The sequence below is a fragment of the Meiothermus luteus genome, from assembly GCF_003574085.1.
GTDB classification, from domain to species: Bacteria; Deinococcota; Deinococci; order Deinococcales; family Thermaceae; genus Meiothermus; species Meiothermus luteus.
On record NZ_QWKZ01000182.1, the window covers coordinates 1 to 2,462 of the forward strand.

The 2,462-nt window shown below is 63.0% G+C and carries 4 protein-coding genes and 1 pseudogene; all 5 read right to left on the reverse strand.

The genetic code is table 11. The features are described from left to right. Window positions 1-289: pseudogene (locus tag Mlute_RS14945) on the reverse strand (helix-turn-helix domain-containing protein); the annotation flags it as partial. Between the two features lie 347 nt (window positions 290-636). Beyond that, a complete protein-coding gene (locus tag Mlute_RS14955; protein ID WP_119361314.1) occupies window positions 637-1,176 on the reverse strand; it encodes a GNAT family N-acetyltransferase in 540 nt (179 codons plus the stop codon). Next, window positions 1,173-1,439, reverse strand: coding sequence for a type II toxin-antitoxin system TacA family antitoxin (locus tag Mlute_RS14960; protein WP_119361315.1), 267 nt, complete (start codon window positions 1,437-1,439; stop codon window positions 1,173-1,175). Before Mlute_RS14960 ends, Mlute_RS14955 begins: the two co-directional genes overlap by 4 nt. 206 nt (window positions 1,440-1,645) lie before the next feature. Then, window positions 1,646-2,062 (reverse strand): TA system VapC family ribonuclease toxin, encoded by a 417-nt coding sequence (locus Mlute_RS14965; RefSeq protein WP_119361316.1) that lies wholly within the window; start codon window positions 2,060-2,062, stop codon window positions 1,646-1,648. Continuing rightward, window positions 2,043-2,279: a hypothetical protein gene (locus Mlute_RS14970; protein ID WP_119361317.1), complete on the reverse strand. Its 237-nt coding sequence runs from the start codon at window positions 2,277-2,279 to the stop codon at window positions 2,043-2,045. Before Mlute_RS14970 ends, Mlute_RS14965 begins: the two co-directional genes overlap by 20 nt. Window positions 2,280-2,462 lie beyond the last annotated feature (183 nt).

A 2,462-nucleotide genomic window follows, 5' to 3' on the forward strand; every position in this document is an offset into this window, starting at 1 on the left:
GCGCCTCCGCCACCCAGCGTTGCAGCTTGAGCCCCGTCCACAAGCCGCCGTCGGGCGGGGGTCCCTGGAGGGCCTGCAGCACCCTCTCCTGTTCTTCTGGGGTCAGCTTTGGCCTGGGGCCCGGGTTATGGTGCCTCCTATCCTGGAGGGTGATGGCGGCCACCTCCTGGGCGGTGAGGCCCCGCTTGGCGTGGTACACCGCGAGGAGGCGGGTCTTCTCCACGGAATCCTTAGCCTTCTTGATCCGTTGCTGGAGTTGAGGGAGGGTCAGGTGGTCAACGACGGTCATGGGGGAAGGATACCGCATAAAGGGGTATAAGAAGCGGCCCGTGGTGGTCCTGGGCCGCGTGAAGGGCGCGTACCAGTATCGGCAAGAGCTTTCCCCACCTTGTCGCCACACGCGGCCGGTGGAGTGGATCAAGGAAATCCCCCGCACGCGCATAGACCAGGATCTCCTCTATTCCCTGGGGGCTTCCATGACGGTTTGCCGGATTCAACGCAACAACGCCGAGGAGCGTTTCCGGGCCTATCTGGAAGAAGGCCCCCCTGTGCCGAGCGTCTCTCCCCTAGAGACCCCGGACAGCGGTGCGGAACTTCCTAAAAGGTGGTGCCCGCCGCTCTTTCCTGGTGAGTTCTTCAGGGGCAGGACGGTTGCTGGGCGAAGGTCTGGAGGGTGGCGCGCAAATCCTTGAGCAACAGGTACATGCGTTGCGGGGTGCCGGGCAGTGGCTGGAAGCCGAACTTTCGGTAAAAGGTTGTGGCTTCCTTATCCATGGAATCGACGAGCACCAGGGCAAAGCCGCTCTCCTCCTCCAGCCGCGCCGCGTGCTGCAGCATGTGCAGTAGCATCCGCCGTCCCAACCCCCGGCCCTGCTGGTTGATGTCCAGGGCAAAGCGGCCTAGCAGCAGGGCCCCGATCTGGTCGTAGCGTCGAACCCTGGCCAGTTTCCCGGGGGCTGCCTCAGGACGGAGGGCGGCGTTGGACAGGGTGTAGTAGCCTAGGATTCGAGCAGGCTCGTCCTGGTGCACCAGCACGAAGCAGCGAGAGAGCGAGAGCCGCCGGTCTTGCGAAACCACCTCCCGCAGGTAGCGGTCAAGTTCTGGCTTGCCGCAGGTGAAAGCCGCTCGGTCGTGATGAGAACCGAGCGGCTCGATACGGTAGGGCGCTTCGATCATCTGGCCGCCTTCCTGAGCTGCGCCAGCAGGTCGGGGAGTACTTGTGGGGATTGCTTGATTGCTTCCACCAGGTGGGCGAAGGCTTCCTGACTTACCTGAACCTCTTCGCGCTGCCGCTGCTCTGCGAGCACCCGCCGGGCTTCGGCCACCAGCGCCCCGGTGGCGAACTCGCTCAGCGAACGCCCCTCGAGCCGGGCGGCCTGCTTGATGAGCTCTTTTTGGCTCTGGGTGAGCCGGAACTCCATACGTGCGGTCTTGGGCATGATCTTCTCCCCTCTCTGTCCTCAATGTACGGCAATTTGCCGTACAAATCAATTCTAATACCAACTCTACGATGAGGTCCCCACCTGAGCCCTGATGACGTGGATCCCTAGGATGCAGTTTGGGGAGTGGCGTCGTCCCGCAAACCGAACAACCCCGGACTTCTTGTCCGAGGCATTCATGGTTCCAGGCCCGCTCGTGCTCTGGTTCAGGCCTCCAAAAGCAGACATTCCAGACCAGAAAAGCTGAGGAAATCCCGGTCAAAGGTCACCAGCCGATACCCACCGGCCATAGCAAAAGCGGCCAAGTAGGCATCGGTCCAAAGCCGAGGCGGAAACCCTCTCGCCACCAGGTTCGCGAAAGCCTCCTCCAGGCCATCGGGTTCCTCCCACAGGGGAACGCTCGAGCTAACCCTAAGCTCCCGGTAGATTCCCCAGGCCTCCCCTAGCTCTAGGGGCTTTCCGTCCATGGCCTTGGGGTTGGTAAGAAGCCGCAAAAGGCCCAGGGCGGTCACGCGAACCAGCCCCACCGCGCCCGTCCCTTCCCAGTAGGAGCGGGCTCGAGGGTGAAAGGGATGCTCCGGCACCAGGAGGGCGAACCAGACGTTAAGGTCGGGAAGGTCCATCCTCCAAAAGCTCCCAGAGATCGGCGTTTCGCAGGGGGAGGATGCGGCGGCCCTTGGCCGGTACTAGGGGAAGGGAGCGCGCACCCCCGGAGGCCTGGCGGCTCAAGGCCTCCTCCAGGAAGCGGGTCACCAGCTCCTTGAGGGTCTTTCCCTCCTTCGCAGCTTGGAGCTTGAGGCGCCGGTAGAGAGGGTCGGGGAGGTCCAGAGTGGTGCGCATACAGCCATATTAGCATAACCCAAGTTTGCTACCTAAGTGACCCTCTTTAACGCATACAACCCCAGGAGCTTGAGGGCGGAGAGAACACCTCCACCGCCCATCCCAACCGCTCCCTCTGGTTCCCCTTCAGGACCAAGCGGTAGTCCCTCCTTTCCCCGGATGGCCCCCGCCACCTCCAGGTAC

Coding starts and splice junctions, on each gene's coding strand:
- Mlute_RS14955 (WP_119361314.1), bottom strand. CDS start 1,176: ATGATCGAAGCGCCCTACCGTATCGAGCCGCTCGGTTCTCATCACGAC.
- Mlute_RS14960 (WP_119361315.1), bottom strand. CDS start 1,439: ATGCCCAAGACCGCACGTATGGAGTTCCGGCTCACCCAGAGCCAAAAA.
- Mlute_RS14965 (WP_119361316.1), bottom strand. CDS start 2,062: ATGGACCTTCCCGACCTTAACGTCTGGTTCGCCCTCCTGGTGCCGGAG.
- Mlute_RS14970 (WP_119361317.1), bottom strand. CDS start 2,279: ATGCGCACCACTCTGGACCTCCCCGACCCTCTCTACCGGCGCCTCAAG.